General features: G+C 52.6%; 13 protein-coding genes. 4 read left to right on the top strand and 9 right to left on the bottom strand.

Annotation, left to right across the window (positions count from 1 at the left end; genetic code table 11):
- Positions 1-7 precede the first annotated feature (7 nt).
- Together pheA and gyrA are read right to left on the bottom strand one after the other, a co-directional pair.
- Positions 8-1,093 (bottom strand): prephenate dehydratase, encoded by a 1,086-nt coding sequence (gene pheA, locus U740_RS10520; RefSeq protein WP_036860644.1) that lies wholly within the window; start codon positions 1,091-1,093, stop codon positions 8-10.
- A gap of 12 nt (positions 1,094-1,105) precedes the next feature.
- Positions 1,106-3,664 (bottom strand): DNA gyrase subunit A, encoded by a 2,559-nt coding sequence (gyrA, locus tag U740_RS10525; RefSeq protein ID WP_036860645.1) that lies wholly within the window; start codon positions 3,662-3,664, stop codon positions 1,106-1,108.
- 176 nt (positions 3,665-3,840) lie between these two features.
- Between gyrA and U740_RS10530 the strand changes: the two genes are divergently transcribed.
- Genes U740_RS10530 through U740_RS10545 form a run of 4 tightly spaced genes read left to right on the top strand, consistent with a single transcriptional unit; the run spans position 3,841 to position 7,354 of the window.
- Positions 3,841-5,166: a TRZ/ATZ family hydrolase gene (locus U740_RS10530; RefSeq protein ID WP_036860646.1), complete on the top strand. Its 1,326-nt coding sequence runs from the start codon at positions 3,841-3,843 to the stop codon at positions 5,164-5,166.
- Positions 5,167-5,207: 41 nt separating this feature from the next.
- A complete protein-coding gene (gene ubiG / locus U740_RS10535) occupies positions 5,208-5,915 on the top strand; it encodes a bifunctional 2-polyprenyl-6-hydroxyphenol methylase/3-demethylubiquinol 3-O-methyltransferase UbiG (protein ID WP_036860647.1) in 708 nt (235 codons plus the stop codon).
- A 16-nt stretch (positions 5,916-5,931) separates the two neighbouring features.
- Complete coding sequence (locus U740_RS10540) at positions 5,932-6,639, top strand: HAD family hydrolase (protein ID WP_036860648.1); 708 nt, start codon at positions 5,932-5,934, stop codon at positions 6,637-6,639.
- Positions 6,608-7,354, top strand: a complete 747-nt coding sequence (locus U740_RS10545; RefSeq protein ID WP_036860649.1) for a YciK family oxidoreductase — start codon at positions 6,608-6,610, stop codon at positions 7,352-7,354. The genes U740_RS10540 and U740_RS10545 overlap by 32 nt, the downstream gene beginning before the upstream one ends.
- Before the next feature lie 19 nt (positions 7,355-7,373).
- On the opposite strand, the gene U740_RS10550 is transcribed toward U740_RS10545, so the two are convergent.
- The 7 genes from U740_RS10550 to U740_RS10580 all read right to left on the bottom strand — a co-directional run bounded on the left by U740_RS10550 (position 7,374) and on the right by U740_RS10580 (position 17,381).
- A complete protein-coding gene (locus tag U740_RS10550) occupies positions 7,374-8,648 on the bottom strand; it encodes an acyltransferase family protein (protein ID WP_152556832.1) in 1,275 nt (424 codons plus the stop codon).
- Positions 8,649-8,652: 4 nt separating this feature from the next.
- Complete coding sequence (locus tag U740_RS10555) at positions 8,653-9,669, bottom strand: NAD-dependent epimerase/dehydratase family protein (protein WP_036860651.1); 1,017 nt, start codon at positions 9,667-9,669, stop codon at positions 8,653-8,655.
- 35 nt (positions 9,670-9,704) lie between these two features.
- Positions 9,705-10,532, bottom strand: a complete 828-nt coding sequence (rluB, locus tag U740_RS10560; RefSeq protein WP_036860652.1) for a 23S rRNA pseudouridine(2605) synthase RluB — start codon at positions 10,530-10,532, stop codon at positions 9,705-9,707.
- On the bottom strand, positions 10,532-11,230 hold the full coding sequence (gene scpB / locus U740_RS10565) for an SMC-Scp complex subunit ScpB (protein WP_051921463.1): 699 nt from the start codon (positions 11,228-11,230) through the stop codon (positions 10,532-10,534). Before scpB ends, rluB begins: the two co-directional genes overlap by 1 nt.
- Before the next feature lie 23 nt (positions 11,231-11,253).
- Positions 11,254-12,096, bottom strand: a complete 843-nt coding sequence (locus U740_RS10570; protein ID WP_081890923.1) for a segregation and condensation protein A — start codon at positions 12,094-12,096, stop codon at positions 11,254-11,256.
- A 101-nt stretch (positions 12,097-12,197) separates the two neighbouring features.
- Positions 12,198-12,821 (bottom strand): L-threonylcarbamoyladenylate synthase, encoded by a 624-nt coding sequence (locus U740_RS10575; protein ID WP_036860654.1) that lies wholly within the window; start codon positions 12,819-12,821, stop codon positions 12,198-12,200.
- 126 nt (positions 12,822-12,947) lie between these two features.
- The gene (locus U740_RS10580; protein ID WP_036861981.1) at positions 12,948-17,381 is read right to left on the bottom strand and encodes an EAL domain-containing protein; all 4,434 of its coding nucleotides are present in this window, start codon (positions 17,379-17,381) and stop codon (positions 12,948-12,950) included.
- Positions 17,382-17,413: the final 32 nt, after the last annotated feature.

Here is a 17,413-nt window from a genome sequence, read left to right on the forward strand (position 1 = left end):
CGCCTGGTTACAAGACAGCTTTTGGATAGGAGCCGAGCACTCTGAGGTCAGCAACGATAGAAGCCACCTCTCGGAGCACTTCCGCCACTTTGGGATTGTCACAATGTCCTTCAAAATCAATAAAGAACACATAAGTCCATTTGCCGGTCCGCGATGGTCGGGTTTCCACCCGCGTCAAATCCACACCCTGGCGGTGGAATGGCTCCAGCAGCTGATGCAGGGCACCCGGCTCATTGCGAACAGCTGCAATGATAGAGGTCTTGTCGTCACCACTGGGCGGAATAGCATCCCGACCGATAATAAGAAACCGGGTGGAGTTATCTGGCCGGTCTTCAATTTTTTCTGATAATTTCTGCAAGTTATAGAGCTCGGCGGCCATATCGCCCGCAATTGCAGCACTGTTCCATTCACCAATGACACGCTTGGCCGCATCTGCATTACTGCTAACCGCAACACGCTCAGCTTTTGGATAGTGGGCATCAAGCCACTGGCGACACTGGGCCAACGACTGTGCATGAGAATAGATGCGGGTAATTCGGTCGGGATGTGTGTTCGGTCCGACCAGCAGGTGGTGATGAATTCGAAGCTCGACTTCACCACAAATCTTCAGGGTGGAGTCAAGAAAAGTGTCCAGTGTGTGATTAATCATGCCTTCCGTGGAGTTTTCCACGGGCACAACACCATAATTCACCGCGCCGGCCGCGACTTCCCGAAAGACCTCATCGATTGCACCAAGAGGCACGGCCAGTGCTGAATGACCAAAATGCTTGAGCGCGGCTTCCTGGGTAAAAGTGCCCTCTGGGCCCAAAAAAGCGACTTTTACCGGCTGCTCAAGCGCTAGGCAAGCAGACATGATTTCCCGGAAGAGTCTGGCCATTTCCTCGTTATCCAGCGGACCCTGATTTTTCATCATGACATGACGAAGTACCTGAGCCTCCCGCTCAGGGCGGTAGAATGAGGCATCACCCTCAGTACGTTTGACCTCAGCTACCTGCTGGGCACAACTGGCGCGCTCACTGATCAGGGCAAGAATCTGATCATCTATTGCATCGATTTGCTCACGAAGTCGGCTGAGGTTGTTTTCTTTTGCCATACCGCTTCCCCGCTAGGCTTCCATCTTTTCGTCAAGTAACGGTTCCTGTTCCTCTATCCTTGCCATACCCACCAGTGCCTCACCCTCTTTGAGACGAATGACACGAACCCCCTGGGTATTGCGACCCAGCACGGATATTTCACCCACATGGGTGCGAACCATGGTGCCCTGATCAGAGATCAACATAATTTCATCACCGTCAAACAATTGCACAGCACCAACCAGAGCGCCATTGCGCTCAGTGCACTGCATGGCAATCATGCCCTTGCCACCCCGACCCTTGGTAGGGAATTCAGTCAGGGCTGTCTGCTTACCGTAACCGTTTCTGGAAACCGTCAATACGTAACCATTTTCCTGGGGAATCACCATAGCCAGCACCTGATGGCCAGCGGGCAACCGCATTCCCCGAACACCTTTGGAAACCCGCCCCATAGCACGCACATCGGCCTCGGCAAAGCGCACCGCTTTACCCTCGCTACTGAACAGCATGACATCGCAACTGCCATCCGTAATCGCCGTGCCCACCAGATGATCTCCTTCCACCAGGTCCACTGCCCGCAACCCGACACTGCGGGGACGGGAGTATTGATCAAGCGATGTTTTCTTTATCGTGCCATTGGCCGTGGCCATGATCACAAACCGGTCAGCTGCGTATTCATCTACGGGGAGAATGGAGGTAATCCGCTCATTTTCTTCGAGGGGCAGCAAGTTCACCATGGGTCGTCCACGGGAATTGCGGCCAGCCAGAGGGATCTGATAGACCTTCAACCAGAAGACCTTACCCCGGCTGGTAAAACAAAGAATCGTACTATGTGTACTTGCCACCAGCAGATGTTCGACAAAGTCTTCATCTTTAACCGCTGTGGCAGACTTGCCCATACCGCCCCGACGCTGTGCCTGGTAGTCACTGAGGGGCTGGGTTTTTGCGTAACCACCGTGGGAGATAGTCACCACCCGGTCCTCTTCGGTAATCAGATCCTCAATGGTCAGATCATGTTGCGATTCGATAATTTCTGTGCGGCGATCGTCACCGAACTCTTCACTGACTTCACGCAATTCCTCCCGAATGACGTCCATGAGACGGCTGTGAGAGTCGAGGATCGCCAAATACTCGGCAATTTCTGCCAGTTTTTCCTGGTACTCACCCAATAGCTTGTCGTGCTCCATTCCGGTCAGTCGGTGCAGGCGCAACTCAAGAATGGCTTGGGCCTGGGCCGGAGACAGGAAATACTTGCCGTCACGTATACCGAACTGGGGGTCCAGGTCTTCGGGGCGGCAGGCGTGGCTACCGGTATGCTCCAGAAACTGGCCGACTGCCGAGGCATCCCAACCGCAGGCAATCAGGCGTTCTTTGGCTTCGGCGGGAGACGGAGATCCCTTGATCATTTCGATGACAGCGTCGATGTTGGCAATGGCCACGGCCAAGCCTTCCAGCAAATGTCCCCTTTCACGGGCTTTTCTCAACAGAAAAACGGTGCGGCGTGTCACCACTTCACGTCGGTGGCGGACAAAGGCTTCCAGCATTTCCTTGAGATTGAGTGTGCGGGGCTGCTCGTCAACCAACGCCACCATATTGATACCAAACACATTCTGCAACTGGGTTTGGGCATAGAGGTTATTCAGTACAACGTCACCCGACTCCCCTCTTTTCAGCTCGATAACAACCCGCAGACCGTCCTTATCGGACTCATCCCGCAGTTCTGAAATACCCTCAATTTTTTTCTCTTTCACCAGCTCGGCAATGCGCTCAATCAATCGCGCCTTGTTCAGCTGATAGGGGATTTCGTGAATAATGATTATTTCACGGCTGGTTTTCTCATCACGCACCACTTCCGCTCTGGCCCGCACATAAATACGGCCTCGGCCTGTGCGGTAAGCCTGAATAATGCCGGCGCGGCCATTGATAATGGCCGCCGTAGGGAAATCCGGGCCGGGAATAAAGGCCATCAACTCATCAATGGTGATGTCCGGGTTGTCGATCAGGGCCAGACAGCCAGCCACCACCTCCCGCAGGTTATGCGGTGGAATATTGGTGGCCATACCCACCGCAATCCCGGAGGAACCGTTTACCAGCAGATTGGGAACACGGGTTGGCAGCACCTGGGGAATCAGTTCTGTACCATCGTAGTTTTCAACAAAATCGACGGTTTCTTTCTCAAGATCGGCCAGCAGCGAATGGGCAATCTTGGCCATGCGGATTTCGGTGTAACGCATCGCCGCAGCGGAATCACCGTCGATGGAACCGAAGTTACCCTGCCCGTCCACCAGCATGTAACGCAGGGAGAATGGCTGAGCCATGCGGACAATTGTGTCGTAAACAGCGGAGTCCCCGTGGGGGTGATATTTACCAATCACATCACCCACAACCCGGGCAGACTTCTTGTAAGCCTTGTTCCAGTCGTTATTCAGAACGCTCATCGCAAAGAGCACGCGCCGGTGAACCGGTTTAAGACCGTCGCGAACATCGGGAAGTGCCCTGCCGACAATGACGCTCATCGCGTAATCGAGGTAGGATTGGCGCAATTCGTCTTCGATATTGACGGGCAGGATTTCTCTGGCTAATTCACCCATACTGCTGCTCGATCCCTTTCTGCTTGTTTTGGACGTTCAGGCGCCTGATGGCGCCAAAACAAGCGCGGGATCATACCACAAAATACACTTGAAACGCCCTTGTATGCCTTTGTTTAATGATCTTTTTTCTGCGGGTATACTGCGCGACCTGCTACCGATTCAAGGAATGGCCCATCATGACGCCTGAACCCATAGATCTGTTGATTTCAGCGCGCTGGATTATCCCGATCATCCCGGAGGGTCAGGTTTACGAAAACTGCTGCGTGGCTATACGCGATGGCGACATTCTTGCCCTGCTGCCACTCATTGAGGCGGAGCGAAGGTACTGTGCTCGCGAACACGTATCGCTGCCAAATCATATTCTCATGCCGGGACTGGTCAACGCCCACGGTCATGCAGCCATGACATTGCTGCGCGGCTACGCTGACGACTACCCTCTGAAAACCTGGCTGGAAGAGCATATCTGGCCCATCGAAATGCACTGGGTCAGTGACAGCTTTGTGCAGGACGGCACTGAACTTGCGGTTGCGGAAATGATTCGCAGCGGCACCAGCTGTTTTTCTGACATGTATTTTTTTCCCGAAAGTGCTGCCAGGGTTGCTAGCCATGCCGGCATTCGCAGTCAGATCGCCTTCCCGGTTTTCGACTTCCCCTCCCCCTGGGGTCGCGGACCCGATGAGTATATCCACAAGGGACTGCAGTTGCGGGATGACTATAAAGGACGCGACCTTACACGTATTGCCTTTGGCCCCCATGCACCATACACCCTCTCCGATGAGCCACTCCGCAAGATAGCTACTTACGCCCAGGAGCTCGACACTTGCGTACAGATTCACCTACATGAAACTGCGGGTGAGGTTTCAGACAGTCTGAGGCAGTACGGGTTGCGACCCATTCAGCGACTCAAGGCCCTGGAGTTCTTTTCACCCCTTACCCAATGTGTACATATGACAGCATTGGAAGAGAGCGATCTGGAAACCATTGCCAGCTTCAACGCCCATGTTGTTCACTGCCCGGAGTCCAATCTGAAAATGGCCAGCGGATTCTGTCCACTGGCTCAGCTCCAGGAGCGAGGGATCAATGTGGCACTGGGCACTGACGGTGCCGCCAGTAATAACGATCTGGATATGTTTGGCGAACTGCGCACAGCGGCAATCGTCGCCAAGGCCGTTTCCGGCGATCCCGGTGCCACCGATGCACATACTGCCTTGAAAATGGCTACTATCAATGGGGCCAGAGCCTTGGGCTGGGGGGATCGCATTGGCAGTATCGAAGCGGGCAAAGCGGCTGACCTGGTAGCGATAGAGGTTGGGACAATCGAAACTGAACCGCTGTATAATCCAGCCTCTCAACTGGTTTACACCAACTCCGGAAGTCGCGTCAGCCACCTGTGGGTCAATGGTCGAGCCTTGATGCTGGAACGGCAACTGCAGACCATTAACGAACAGGAAGTCATGATCAAGGCCAGGCAGTGGCAACGCAAGTTTACCGGCAAAAGCTGAAGCACCTTTAAATCCGCCACATGCCCAACTGGGGATCCAACATGCCATCGCCAAATATTGATCGTGCCGAAATCGCCAAATTTGAAGCCCTTGCCAGCCGCTGGTGGGACCGGGAAAGCGAATTCAAGCCCCTGCACGATATCAATCCGCTGCGGGTTAACTGGATCGACAGTTACTCCCCGGTGGCAGAGCAAAAATTACTGGATGTGGGCTGCGGAGGAGGAATCCTGGCTGAAGCCATGGTTCATCGTGGTGCCGATGTTACCGGCATCGACATGGGCGAGGCACCGCTGGCGGTCGCACAACTGCACGGACTGGAAAGCGGTGTTGTTGTGAACTATCTGCACAGCACTGCGGAGGATATGGCCACACAACATCCCGAGCAATTTGATATCGTCACCTGCCTGGAAATGCTGGAACACGTGCCAGATCCGTTGTCCGTCATAGCCGCCTGTGCACGACTGGTAAAACCCGGTGGACACCTCTACTTTTCAACGATTAACCGCAACCCAAAAGCCTATCTGTTTGCCATTATCGGTGCGGAATACCTGCTGCGTCTTCTGCCGAGGGGCACCCACGACTACGGCAAGTTTATTCGCCCCTCGGAACTCTGTCAGTGGGTCAGGGAATGCGGACTGGAACTGCAAGCCATGACGGGGATGGTCTACAATCCGCTGACCCGTCGCTACCGCATGACCGATCGCGATGTGGACGTCAATTACATGATCTGCGTGCGAAAACCCATCTGATGGAATATCCAGCTTAATGGCCAAACAACCAAAATTTCAGGCTGTCCTGTTTGATCTTGACGGCACCCTGCTGGATACTGCACCGGATTTTCTGACCTGCACCAACCAGTTGCTGGGCGGCAGGGGGATGCCCCTGCTGAACGAGGACGACATTCGAAAAATGGTGACTCACGGCTCGGCGGGGATCATCAGCAAAACTTTTTCATTGCACAACAGTCATCCGGATTTTGAGCCACTACGTCAGGAGTTGCTATCGCTGTACATGGATAATCTGGCAGAACTAACCCGACCCTTTCCGGGGATTGCTGAGCTCCTGACCGAACTGGCTGAATATCAGATCCCTTGGGGAATTGTGACCAACAAACCTGAACGGTATACCCTGGCCCTTCTGGAGCGACTCCAGTTGACGTCCGCGCCAAGCACCATCATTTGTCCGGATCATGTCACCCGCACCAAACCAGACCCGGAATCCGTCCTGCTTGCATTGCGCGAATTGGCTATTGTCCCAGAGGCCGCCGTCTTTATTGGTGATCACCTCAGGGACATCGAAGCAGGAATACGCGCCGGCACAGCTACTATCGCCGCCGCCTACGGCTATCTGGACGACAGCGAAGATCCGGGCAGCTGGGGAGCCACCTATACTGTCGATGATGCCCATCAGTTATCACCCTTGATTTTTGAGAGGAAATCCCATGAATCACATGCAGTATCAAGCACCCGATGACCTGCTGGACGGCAGGGTTATCGCTGTCACCGGTGCCGGCGACGGCATTGGTGCAGAGGCCGCCAGAACCTTTGCGGCCCATGGCGCCACCGTCATCCTTATCGGCCGCACAGTCCCCAAGCTTGAAGAGGTATACGACCAGATCGAAAAGGCCGGCGGCGCGCAACCAGGTATTTATCCAATCTCGCTGGATGGTGCGGTAGAGAAAGATTACCGTGACATGCACGATCGCCTGGAAGAGGTGTTTGGCCAACTGGACGGTCTTCTTCACAATGCCGGGGAATTGGGACAGCGCACACCCATCGCCAATTACACGCTGGCCAGCTGGCAAAAAGTCATGCAGGTAAACGTGACCGCTGAATTTCTCATGACCAAAGCACTTCTGCCCCTGCTGGAAAAATCAGATAACGCTTCGATTATCTTCACCAGTTCCAGTGTCGGCAAAGTGGGCAAACCCTATTGGGGCGCTTATGCGGTCTCAAAGTTTGCCATTGAAGGCTTGTCACAGGTGCTGGCCCATGAACTGGAGGGTACCAGCAACATCAGGGTGAACTGCATCAATCCCGGGGCTACCCGCACTCGCATGCGGGCAACGGCATTTCCGGCGGAAGACCCTGCAACAGTAACAATCCCGGCAGCTATTATGCCCACCTACCTTTACCTTATGGGCAGCGCCAGTGAAGGAATAACCGGCCAATCGCTGGATGCGCAGTAAACAAACTCAGGTCTTAGTCCTAACCACTGACCGGCATCGCCGGAACCTCCCGCCGACGCCCGCCGCGCATATTCATAAAGGGGCGCTCTACGAACAAATACACTGCGGTGGCGATCAGCAAACTGAGGGGAATACCCGCGACTGTAGCTATGGCAATTTTCTGAAGAGTGGGCAATTCAGCCGCCAGCTGGAAAAGCGCGCCATAAAGCGCACCAATCACAAAAGGGTGAAACAAGTACGTCGAGTAGGCTAACTGACCTATCGGATATAACCAGCGAGCGGACAGCCCCCGGGCCAACCAGCCACAAAAGCCATACTCACAGTAGAGACTACTGATCAGAAGAAACCCGATGGCCATGGTAAACAGGTGTCTGAAGCTCATGTAGTAAAAAGTGCCCAGTGATGAGGGAAATGACACCAATTGATTATTGACAGGAATTGATAGCACCAGCACCACCACAAGCAGCGAGAAAAAGGATAGCCAGGCAATGAGCTGCCCATTCCTCCGGAAACAATTTCGTAACGCCTCTGGGTGGTAGACATGGAAATAAGCGGCCAAAATCCCGGGTAGAAAACTGCCAAAACGCGTCCACGGCTTCACATAAATATGATCAATCACATCAAAAAAGCCTTCGCAGGCGTTTTCATACCAACAGATGGGCAGTGGCAACTGGTGATGTTTGATCACCAGATAACGAATTAACAGCGATGCAACAACTGCAACCGTCATCACAACCGCTAAAAACCGGACACTGCGGCGACGCAGAATCCAGAGCAACAGGAGCGGGAACAGAAAATAGAACTGCTCCTCAATCGCCAGGGACCAGGTCCACGGCATAAAGTGAGTGGAGGCAGGCAATAAATTATTGATGTAAAGCAGGTTGCTCCAGATGTATTCCTTGTTGGGCAACAGCAACAGGCCAAACCCCATGGCAAGCAGATAAGCCGGCATCAACCGCATGAACCGGCGTTTGTAGAAATGACCGAAGCGGATACTGCTGGAAGACTGGTACTCACTCATCAGGATTGATGAAATCAAAAAACCGCTGATCACAAAGAAAACATCGACACCCAATTCGCCATTGAATACCCAGTTCAGCCAGAACGGCGCCTGATAAAAAAACCGGGCCGCACCCTCATCAAAAACGGCCAGTATCCAGACACAGTGAATAGCCAGCACAAGCAGGATGGAGATGGCACGCAGCCCATCAACAGGCCTCATCTGGCCGGGCAGCGGGCTCAGCAGAAGATTGAAGTTGTTACGGAGGGCGAAAGGGTCTGCAGCATTTGACACGTTTTTACTCACTACCTGCGCTGGAATTCATAGATTCACGAAGCATGGGTATACAGTCAATAATACCCTGCCGATAGGCAACCCGGGATTGATAGCCAAGCTGCTGCTCTGCTTTGTCAGTGGGAAACCGGACATCGTGGGATAATAATTTTACCGCCGCCTTGCTGATGGGCAATTTACCCAGCAGTCCGATTTTTGCCAGGCTTTCGGCCGCACTGGCCAGCAGCCGGACCAAGCGGCTATTGACGTTGCCGGGCATAGTCAGCTGCAATTCTTCACATAACGTCGTAGTCAGTTCATACCATTGGGGCGAGGCTGCGGAACAGGCATTGTATATCTGGCCATCGGCCTGGGGATGTTCAGCGGCAAGTATCAACAGATCCACCAGATCGCTGATATATATCATGGGAATCCGGCTGCGACCTCCGTCAACCAAACGGAATCTGCCCGCTTTGAGCATTGACAGCAATGTGGGCAAAAAACCACCCGGCCGATCCCCAGGTCCATAGACAAAAACCGGCCTCAGGATACTAACCTGAAACAAGCCAGCCTGGCGGGCTTCAAGGCATGCCGATTCCGCTGCAATTTTAGCCCGACCATAGGGGTCCATGCTGGAGGTGAGCAGTGGCATCGATTCCGTATACCCTGTGGTGTTTTCTGTCAGCTCATAAACAAGAATGCTGCTGACATACACAAAACGTTGTACCCTGGCCGAATCAGCTGCCTGCAGGAGATTGCTTGTACCCTGGGCGATAACCTGATCAAAATCATCAATCCGGTGTTCAACACCTGTGAGCGCGGCACAATGAAAAACGACAGAGCAGCCTTTTAATAAATCAGTCAAGGAATCCGGCTGGCAGAGGTCACCGAAAACCACAGTCGCCCCCAGATTTTCCAGAGGAGCATACTGACTCTGCTCTCGAACCAGTACCACCAGCTCCCACCCATCAGAAACCAGACGACGAACTAGGGCGCCACCCACAAACCCGGTGGCCCCGGTCACAAATGCTCGTTTTGTCAAAACACCATTCCCTGTCACCCCACAGCTGTCGCGAATTATCGGGACGATGGCCCCTTGGAGCGCAGTCGTTTCATCTGACGCTCCCAGCGCTTTTTGTCCTCTGGCAATTGTTTACGCTGTTTTTTGCTGGCGGACATTTTGGTCGCAGCCAACAGGTCTGACAGCGCACGGTCATCAAGCTCTATCCACTGCCCCATGCGCACATAGGAAGGCATAAAAATTGGCCCGAACCGGACCCGTTTCAGACGGTTGACCTCAACGCCCTGCGACTCCCACAGTCGCCGCACCTCACGGTTGCGGCCCTCCATCAACGCTACGGTATACCAGCCATTGCTGCCCACCCGCTCCCCGGGTACCACATCGCTGAATTTGGCCGGACCATCTTCGAGCAACACACCCTCACGCAGGCGCTTGATCATGGCGTCGTCAACAGCACCATGCACGCGCACCAGATATTCCCGATCCACCTGGTAGGAGGGGTGCATCAGACGATTCGCTAACTCTCCATTGTTGGTGAACAACAACAGACCGGTGGTATTAATGTCCAGCCGACCCACCACAACCCAGCGCTCGCCTGTCAATCTGGGCAGTTGATCAAATACGGTTTTACGACCTTCGGGGTCGGACCGGGTACAGACTTCGCCCTCGGGCTTGTTATAGAGCAGCACGCGAATTTTCCGGTCAGCAGTAGCTAATTTGATGCGCTTTCCGTCGACGTTTATGGCATCTTCTGTGGTAACCCGGTCACCCAACTTCGCCAGCTTTCCATTGACTTCCACACGCCCATCGGTGATCCATTGCTCAAGTTCACGACGGGAGCCATAGCCAGCAGCAGCCAGTACTTTTTGTAATTTTTCAGACATCAGTGTTGCCAATCGCGGGAAGGTGGGTTGATTTCAGTATTGTCATTATCATCAGGACGGGATCCAACCCCTGCATCTTCTGTTTCAGCAGCCGCCACTGAAGCATCACCAACCTCCTTATCACTCTGCTTCCGTGCCGACATATCAAGTGTCAATGAGGGGTTGATATCATCAATATCGCGAATGTCATTCAATGGCGGCAATTGGTCTAGACTGCTCAGGCTGAAATAATCAAGAAATTCACGCGTTGTTGCATACAGGGCAGGACGTCCCGGCACATCGCGGTGGCCGACCGCTCTGATCCACTCACGCTCCAAAAGCGTTTTGATAATCTCCGAACTGACAGACACTCCCCGCACTTCTTCAATATCGCCCCGGGTCAGTGGCTGGCGATAGGCAATCAGCGCCAGGGTTTCCAATAATGCACGGGAGTATTTTTTGGGTTTTTCTTCCCAGAGGCGATTGATCCAGGGGGACAGCTCCTGCCGAACCTGAATCCTGTAGCCACTGCCGGTACGCTTCAACTCAAATCCACGATCGCTGCATTCAGCATCGATATCGTCAATGACCGCCAGCAGCTGATCCTTTTCCGGCACCTGATCGATATCGAACAGCTGTTGCAGATGACCAATATCCAGTGATCGCCCAGCGGCCAGCAAAGCACCTTCTACAATTTTTTTTAACTGATCATTTTCCATCGGTATGACGCCTGTTAACCGGGCTAGGAGCGAGCCTTAACGTGAATCGGTCCATAGGGCTCGCTCTGTACAATTTCAATGAGAGACTCTTTGATCAATTCCATCAGCGCCAAGAAAGTGACCACCACACCGCTGCGACCCTCTGCTAACGTGAACAGACTGACAAACGGCAGAAACTGCTTACCCTTCAGGGCCTCCAGTACCTGGGACATCCGCTCACGGGTGGACAAACGCTCAAGTTGCACCTTGTGGCTCTCGAACATCTGCGCACGACGCAACACATCGGCAAGGACCAGCAGCAGCTCTTTCATGGCAACGTCCGGCTCGGGCCGCACCTGCCGGCAATCTGGTGCTTTTGCCGTGGCCATAAACACATCGCGACCGAGGCGCGGCAGGTCATCAATGTCTTCAGAGGCCTGTTTAAAGCGTTCATATTCCTGAAGCCTGCGGATTAGCTCGGCCCGGGGATCCTCTTCATGTTCTTCGGTCACCTGTCGGGGCAACAGCATACGGGATTTAATCTCCGCCAGCATCGCGGCCATCAACAGGTATTCGGCGGCCAGTTCCAGTTGCATGGATTGCATCATCTCGATGTAAACCATGTACTGCCGGGTAATCTCCGCAACGTTGATCTCGAGAATATCCAGGTTCTGTCGCCGAATCATGTAAAGCAACAGATCCAGGGGCCCCTCAAACGCCTCGAGAAAGACCTCCAATGCTTCGGGTGGAATGTACAGATCCTTGGGTATCTCGGTGATCTGACGCCCCAACACGACAGCAAAAGGCATTTCCCCCTGTAAAGGGTGAGATAATATCTCGGAAACCGGATCCGCTTGAGTTGTCTCTCCTTCCGGAGTGGCTGTCATAACCATAAATCACTTTAGGCAGATGGCGTGGGGGGCCAACTATTGGACCCGGACATTATACGGTGACTGGCAATCACAGCCACTGAGCAAGGACAGTACGGTCAGACAATAACATCTTCAAACCGGCCAACCCCCTGGCGGGTAACCTGGGGTACCTCCCCAGAGAGATCAACCACGGTAGTCGCTTCAAGACCACAATACCCCCCGTCAACGATCAGGTCCACATGATGCTCGAGGGTATCACGAATATCATACGGATCCGTCAACGGGTATTCATCCGTCGGCATAATCAGTGTGACACTCATCAGGGGTTCACCCAGCTCTTCAAGGAGTGCCAGTGCGATCGGGTTACCCGGGACCCGGAGTCCAATCGTTTTCCGCTTCGGGTGCATAAGCCGACGGGGCACTTCGGCGGTCGCGTCCAGGATGAATGTATAGGGTCCTGGCGTATAGGTCTTCAACAGGCGAAACACCTGATTATCCACCTTGGCATAGGCCGACAGTTCGGAAAGATCGCGGCACATCAGAGTAAAGTTGTGATGTTTATCCAATTGGCGTATCTGACGGATTCGGTCCAGCGCTTTTTTGTCGCCAATCTGGCAACCGAGGGCATACGCGGAATCGGTGGGATAGACAATAACACCACCGGCACGGACAATTTCCACAGCCTGACGAATCAGTCGCAGCTGGGGGTTTTCAGGGTGAATAGAGAAAAACTGACTCATTGGCAAACATCTGTAAATTTCCGCGCAGATTATTACACATTTGCCAGTCAATAAAGGCAGAAAAAGTATTTCTGATGGAAGTGGCCACTACACAGACAGGTCAATCACAAAAACCGTCAACAACATTCATGCATCAAAAACGGGACGAAGAAAAGCGCTCTCAAAATCTGCCGCCGAAACAGGCTTGCCAAAATAATAGCCCTGGCATGTATCACAGCCCAATTTCTGAAGAAGACGGTACTGCTCTTCTGTTTCCACACCCTCGGCGACCGTACTCAGCCCCATACTCTTGGCCAATGCCACCACCCCGCTGACAATCGCCTTGTCATTTTCGTCCCGATCAATGTCCCGGATAAACATCCGGTCAATCTTGAGCACATCCACCGGCAATCGCTTGAGATAATTAAGTGACGAGAAACCACTGCCGAAGTCATCAATGGCCAGTGTCAGCCCCATCTTACGAAGTGCATTCAGGTCGGGCTCCAGCGCTTCGGGATTTTCCATCAGCGTGTTTTCAGTAATCTCCAGCTCCAGAGATTGCGGGCTGATCTCGTATTTATCGATTAGATTACTTATTTTCTGACGGAAATCCTCCAGCTGAATATCCTTGCTGGAGAGATTCACAGCCATCTTTATCTGGCTGCCATTGTCACGCCAGATCTTGAGCTGTCTGCAGGCATTGTCGAGAACCCAGTCACTGATTTTGTTAATCAAACCAGATTCCTCTGCCAGAGGGATAAATGTATCGGGAGACAGCAGACCATGCTTGGGATGCTGCCACCGAATAAGTGCTTCGGCCCCGATTATCTCTCCTGTCGCGGTATCTATCTGGGGCTGATAGTAGAGTATCAGCTCATCATCATCAGCAGCGTGGCGAAGTTCACGCTCGACTTCCATACGACGCGCCATTTCGTCCTCCATGCCCTTGACGTAGAAACAGTAGCCATTGCGATGTTCCTTGGCACGAAACATCGCTGAGTCGGCATGCTTCATCAACGAGCCAACATCCTGCCCATCATCGGGAAAAACAGAAATGCCAATACTGGTGGTGACAAACATTTTTTGCTGTAAAAAAACAAACGGCTGGCCCAATGCATCGCAGATTTTGCCCGCAATTTTGGAAACGATATCCCTATCCGTCACGCCCTCAAGGACCACAGTAAACTCATCGCCACCGAGCCGTGCCACAAAATCCTGGTTCCTTACGCAGCGCTGTATTCTCTCCGATACGGCTTTTAACAACAGGTCACCGGCATCATGGCCCAGGGTATCGTTGATCATTTTGAACCGATCAAGGTCGAGGAACATGATGGCAACCATTTTTTCCTCAATCTGTGCACGGTTGACCATCACCCTGAGCTGCTGCATCAGATTGGTCCTGTTGGGCAAACCGGTCAACGGGTCGTGATAGGCCAATTGTCTGACGTGTTTCTCTACCTTATTCGCATGAATCAGTCGCGATACGCGCTGTTTGAGCACAGCAAAATGGATGGGTTTTGGGATATAGTCGGAAGCACCGGCAGCGAAAGCCTTAACGATGGCTTCTTCATTATCCAGTGCCGTAATCATCAATACCGGCGTATTAGCCCCCTTAGGCAGTTGACGGATTCGCTCACAGGCAGTGAAGCCATCCACCTCGGGCATCATGGCATCCATCAAGACCAGGTCGGGCATATCACGTTGACACATGGAAATCGCCTGCATGCCATTGCCGGCCTCCTCAATCACATAATCCTCATTTTTGAAAACGTTCTTTAATGCCAATCGCATGGAACGATCATCATCAACTACCAGAATGTGATAGCTCTTTTTGCGGACTTTGTCAGCATCGTCCGAGTCGGGTATGAACTCCTGAAGATCCTTGCTGAGAGTGGCAAAGGCTCCTTTAAGTTGTTCGAACAGACTATCGACACCAGCCAGATCGTCAATCGCACCCTTTTCTTCAATCGTTTTGGCCAGCTCTGTGACACGCCGGGCACCAAAGTTGGACGCACTGCCCTTAACTGTGTGCGCGAGCTCTCTCACCTGGCGGCCATCGTTCTCTGTAATGGCATTTTTTAGCGACTGAAGATACACAGGCGTGTCTTCAAGGAACGCTTCAATCATTGAAACGATCACCTCCCCAACGCTTGCTTTCAACTCCTGAATAACCAGCGGGTCATAACTGAAGCCGGAGATATCCACACCACGAACAGAAAAGAGGTCGTCATCCGCCTCGTTATCGGTGGATTCATCTTTATCTGGCGGCACCCATTTCAGGAGCATTTTTTCCAGGTCATCTATACGCAGGGGTTTTGGCAAAAAATCATCCATACCTGCGTCCATGCAACGATCTACTTCCAATTGGGTATTGTTGGCAGTCATCGCGATAATAGGAATACCGGGGCTGTTATCATGGCCGCCTTCGTACATCCTGATTTGTCTGGTCGCATCGTAACCATTCATGACTGGCATGTAACAGTCCATCAAAACCGCATCAAAGCGATTGCGAATGACCGCCTCTACAGCACCCTTGCCCGTATCGACCAGCTCGCACTGGCATCCCATACGCTCAAGCATGGCAATCGCTACTTTTTGATTGGGACGATTGTCATCCACCACCAGGATTTTTCGCTGTCGGCTATACAGCTTGTTGATTGTTTTAGAGGTTGTTTTTTTCTCATCAGTCTCGGCGACACCCAGGAATAACTGTTCCAGGCAACCTTTGATTTCGGTGGTTCTCAAGGGTTTGTTGAGACGCGCCATGCCAGCCATCTTTTCTAGGCCACCAGCTACCCAGGGATTATTGAGAATAGCTATCAAGGTATCTTTCAGGGAAGATTCTTCCTTGACCAGCTTGAGGAAATCAGGTCCTTTCAGGCCCGGCATATCTTCATCAATCAGGAGAATATCCAGCTCTTCATCATCTGCGGACATTTTGCGGATGAGCTCCAGTGCTTTGAACCCCGAGTCGGTTGCATCGCAACGGATTCCCAACCTATCCAGTTGTTGCACACCAAAGTCGCGCACGATGGGGCTATTATCGACCAGCAAAGCCCTTTTGCCAGAAAGGGTGGTAACTGTAGTCATCCCGGTATTTTGAGCGCCTCTTATTTCCGTCGGCAGGGTGAACCAGAACGAGCTTCCATTGCCCTGTTCACTGGACACTCTGATATGCCCGCCCATGAGTTCAACAATTTGTCTGCTGATCGCCAAACCGAGGCCGGTTCCTTCATATTGCTTTGTGCTGGAGGAGTCCACCTGGGTAAAAGCCTCAAATATACGGTTCTGGTCTTCAACCGTAATCCCGATACCGGAGTCGCGAACCTCAAATTGCAACATAATCTGTTCAGGGGGAGCGTTATCGTCATTCTCAATAACCGTCACATAGACTGCGACCTCCCCGATATCGGTAAATTTGATCGCATTGCCCAACAGGTTAATCAGTACCTGCCGAATCCTCGACGCGTCGCCATGAATGACAGACGGCACCTGCTCACCAGCCAGGTATCCCAGATCGATTTTCTTCTTTAGCGCCTGGTTTGCCAGCAGGCCCGTCACTTCATCCAGAAGCTCGTAAAGGTAGCAATCTTCCTTCTCAATGGTCAGGTTATGGGTATCAATTTCCGAGAAAGTAAGAATTTCATCGATCAATTCCAGCAAGCCTTCACCAGAGGTCTTTGCTGTTTCCACATACTCGAGCTGCTTCGGACTCAACCCCATGGTCATCAACAGATCCAGCATGCCCAGGACTGCATTCATAGGAGTGCGCAGTTCATGCGTCACATTGGCCGCAAATTCTCCTTTGATACGGGCGGACTCCAGCGCCGCAGACATGGCTCTTACCAACTCCTGCTGTCGACTTTCCAGTGCCTCCATCATGGAATTGAAAGCATGCTGCATGTCGGTAATATCGGCGGGGCCGCCCAGATCTGCGCGAATTACAGAATCACCTTCTTCAGCGCGCTTCATGGTTATCGAAAGCTTTTCCAGAGGATTGGTCAGGCGACGGGAAATTCCCAACAGCAACAACAGTAGAATCACGGCAATAATCATGGAAATGAACAGGTTGCTCTGCAAAATACTTTGTTCCATCAAAATCAAAGCATCCTTGCCAACAACAACCGAGATATAGCCCAGCGTCTCCCTCTCAGACTTACCATCATCAGAATACTCTTCCCAGAGGGCATCCTCGGTTTTCCCGGCAAGAACGGGAGCATTGAACACCCAATGATTATCATCCTCGTGAATAAGACTGACTTCATCTGAGTGAGCACCCGACTGTAGCGCCTCATCACCGCCGGCATAGAGAACCTCACCCGTATCCAGCATCACGGTTACCGCTTTGACGCCAGGGAAGTTAAGAGCGTTATCCACCAGATCCTTGGCGCTCTCACGACTCTGATAAAGGAGCGACAGTTCACCCTGTCTGGCAAGCGACTCTATTACCTGAAAGCCCTGTTGCAGTTGGCCATCACGAAAGATCTTACTTGAAATGTTACTGACTGCGAGAGAGGTGATCAGTGCCATCACCAGAATACCAACCACAAAAATCAAGGCCAGCTGGTGCCTGAATTTCATATTGGTGGTTTTGTTTCTGGAGAGCCCCATAG

This window comes from Porticoccus hydrocarbonoclasticus MCTG13d (assembly GCF_000744735.1).
Taxonomy (GTDB): Bacteria; Pseudomonadota; Gammaproteobacteria; order Pseudomonadales; family Porticoccaceae; genus Porticoccus; species Porticoccus hydrocarbonoclasticus.

What these genes read in the sequence shown, in the direction of transcription:
- gyrA (WP_036860645.1), bottom strand. Translation starts at nt 3,664, where the DNA reads ATGGGTGAATTAGCCAGAGAAATCCTGCCCGTCAATATCGAAGACGAA.
- pheA (WP_036860644.1), bottom strand. Translation starts at nt 1,093, where the DNA reads ATGGCAAAAGAAAACAACCTCAGCCGACTTCGTGAGCAAATCGATGCA.
- U740_RS10545 (WP_036860649.1), top strand. Translation starts at nt 6,608, where the DNA reads ATGAATCACATGCAGTATCAAGCACCCGATGACCTGCTGGACGGCAGG.
- U740_RS10580 (WP_036861981.1), bottom strand. Translation starts at nt 17,381, where the DNA reads ATGAAATTCAGGCACCAGCTGGCCTTGATTTTTGTGGTTGGTATTCTG.
- U740_RS10530 (WP_036860646.1), top strand. Translation starts at nt 3,841, where the DNA reads ATGACGCCTGAACCCATAGATCTGTTGATTTCAGCGCGCTGGATTATC.
- U740_RS10575 (WP_036860654.1), bottom strand. Translation starts at nt 12,821, where the DNA reads ATGAGTCAGTTTTTCTCTATTCACCCTGAAAACCCCCAGCTGCGACTG.
- rluB (WP_036860652.1), bottom strand. Translation starts at nt 10,532, where the DNA reads ATGTCTGAAAAATTACAAAAAGTACTGGCTGCTGCTGGCTATGGCTCC.
- ubiG (WP_036860647.1), top strand. Translation starts at nt 5,208, where the DNA reads ATGCCATCGCCAAATATTGATCGTGCCGAAATCGCCAAATTTGAAGCC.
- scpB (WP_051921463.1), bottom strand. Translation starts at nt 11,230, where the DNA reads ATGGAAAATGATCAGTTAAAAAAAATTGTAGAAGGTGCTTTGCTGGCC.
- U740_RS10540 (WP_036860648.1), top strand. Translation starts at nt 5,932, where the DNA reads ATGGCCAAACAACCAAAATTTCAGGCTGTCCTGTTTGATCTTGACGGC.
- U740_RS10570 (WP_081890923.1), bottom strand. Translation starts at nt 12,096, where the DNA reads ATGACAGCCACTCCGGAAGGAGAGACAACTCAAGCGGATCCGGTTTCC.